This window comes from Bradyrhizobium sp. Ses1 (genome assembly GCF_059512365.1).
The window spans coordinates 1-2,502 of record NZ_JCAMOQ010000148.1 but is presented as its reverse complement, the minus strand read 5'-3'; the positions used below and the strand labels follow the sequence as shown (position 1 = coordinate 2,502).

Annotated in this window: 1 protein-coding gene; it reads left to right on the top strand. The window is 59.0% G+C overall.

Features of this window, described 5'->3' with window-relative positions:
• Positions 1-1,115: 1,115 nt before the first annotated feature.
• Positions 1,116-2,477 carry a group II intron reverse transcriptase/maturase gene (gene ltrA, locus AC5ZG5_RS45995; protein WP_456647221.1) on the top strand — a complete coding sequence of 454 codons (1,362 nt, stop codon included), beginning with the start codon at positions 1,116-1,118 and terminating at the stop codon, positions 2,475-2,477.
• The last annotated feature ends 25 nt before the right edge of the window (positions 2,478-2,502 follow it).

Sequence of the window (2,502 nt, the reverse complement as noted above, 5' to 3'; positions counted from 1 at the left end):
ACGCGAGGCAACAGCTCAGGATTCAGGAGCATTTCTGACGACGCAATGCGAAGTCTCACCTTGATCGCCGCCGCCCACCCGCCTGATTGAGTTCGGTCGCTATGCGGCGGCCAATCGCAAGGCACGCGGGCTCGGCAAACCGGAGACGTTCGTGTTTCTGGGCTTCACCCACATCTGCGGTAAGTCACGTCGGGGGAGCTTCCTGCTCCAAAGGAAGACCCGTCGCGACCGTCTGCGGACGAAGCTTCAGGACATCAAGGGAGAGCTGCGGCGTCGAATGCACCAACCGATCCCCGTCCAGGGTAAATGGCTGAGACAGGTCATCACCGGCCACTTCGCCTACTATGCGGTTCCTGCAAACGGACGGGCGCTTTCAGCCTTCCGCTATTATGTGACCGACCTCTGGCGACGAACGCTTCGGCGGCGTAGCCAACGAGACGGCTTCGCTTGGGATCGTATGACGAAGTTGGCAGATGACTGGTTTCCTCAACCTCGTATCCTGCATCCCTGGCCCCAACAGCGCTTCGCCGTCACACACCCAAGGTAGGAGCCGGATGCCTTAATTGGGCCCGTCCGGATCTGTGCGGGTTGCGCCTTGCAAGCGCGTTGAAGTCTGCCGTCTGCGATGACGGCCGCGGCAAAGCCTAGCGAGCAGCCGCGAACCAAGTCTTGCGTGGCGTCCGGTAACGGCCGCTGCGAAGCGTAGACAGGGAGGTTGTAGGCCGGAATGAAGTGAACGGGAAAATAGCCCCGAAATCGATCGTGATCGGAGTAGCTGACCCTCTCCCGTAACGGGGAAGGCGGAACCAAAGACCGCGCGAACGCGAGCAGTCTAAGGTGCTCCCGGGGTTCGTACCGCCAGCATGCAACCAAAGGCGTTGACGTGAACAAGGGAGATCCATCCGGTTCAAGCGCACGCTTGTAGGACCTGCCAAGCCGAAGAGGTGAGAAGGGTCTGATGACCGGGTGGAAGTCATACTGACTGATAGTACTCCGAGGACGGGAGAGCCGGCCACACGGGGAAGCGGTCAGCGGTAGTTGAATTGTTCTTGGGCGACATGGGCTCCATGCAACGGGAGTTACGGCCTTCTATTCAAAGAGAAGATCAGCTGACCATGGAAACGAAACTTGAACAGATAGCAGTGAAAGCTCGAAGGGAGCCAAATCTCCGCTTCACCTCGCTGGCCCATCATATCACGCGCGACCGGGTGCTGGAGAATCTATCAAAGATTCCGAAGCGATCCGCCGCCGGGGTGGACGGTCAGACGGTGGAGGCGGCGAAGGAGAGCTTCGAGGGCTGGATAGAGCCGGTGCTCCAATCCATCCACCGCCAGGGATTTCGCGCGCCTAACATTCGGCGGGTCTATATCCCCAAGCCTGGCAAGACGGAGAAGCGCCCCCTCGGGGTTCCAACTGTCGCCGACCGGGCGCTCCAACGCACCACGGCTGAGGTGCTGTCCGCCATCTACGAGCAGGACTTCTTACCCTGCTCGTTCGGCGGCAGGCCGGAGCTCAGCGCCCATCACGCCTTGGCGACCCTCAATGAGGTCATCGCCGGCGGCATGATCGGCTGGGTGCTGGAGGCGGATTTGAAGAACTTCTTCGGGAGTCTCAATCATGATTGGGTCCTCCGGTTTGTCGAACATCGAGTAGGCGATCCGCGCCTGATCAGCTTGATCCGGCGTTGGTTGAAAGCGGGCGTCTTGGAAGATGGAGCGGTTCATCCGAGCGAGCAGGGAACCCCGCAAGGTGGATCGATTAGCGTGCTGCTGAGCAACGTGTACCTTCATTACGTTCTCGACCTCTGGTTTGAACGCGTGGTGAGGGGCCGGTTGCGGGGCGAAGCCCGACTGGTACGCTACATCGATGACTTTGTGATCTGTTTCCAATATCGATCGGACGCCATCCGCGTACAGGATGCCTTGCGTCTACGGTTGGGGAAGTTCGGCCTCACTCTGGAGCCGACCAAGACCAAGTTGGTCGAGTTTGGTCGGTTCGTGCAAAGACACGCTGGCAAACGCGGCAGGAACCGCCCGGAAACTATCTACTTCCTGGGTCTGACGCTCTATTGCACGCGAAACCGAAAAGGTAACTTCAAGGTTGGGATGCGCACCGAGAAATCTCGGCTACGGCGCAGCCTTACGTCTCTGCAAGAGCTAATGCAGCGAATACGACATCAAACGATCAGTGAACAGGTCAGCGAAATCAACGCCGTCCTACGCGGCCACTATGCTTATTACGGCGTCGCTGGAAATCTCCGGAGCCTCGTAAAAGTCTATCGGGTCGTCGAGCGTTACTGGCGCAAGATGTTGTGCAGCCGCAGCTGGGCAGGCCGTCGTCTCACTTGGGATGCCTTCAACCAAATCAAAGAGCGGACACCATTGCTGACACCAAAACTGCGCCTCCCATACGGGAAGCTGCAGGCGCTAGCCCGTATTTCTCACACGACCAATTGCTCTGCGACGGGGATAGGATGATCTGGCGAAGGCGATGAGGAGCCGT

Bases quoted from the DNA above. Each gene is read 5' to 3' on its own strand.
- ltrA (WP_456647221.1), top strand. From the start codon at position 1,116: ATGGAAACGAAACTTGAACAGATAGCAGTGAAAGCTCGAAGGGAGCCA.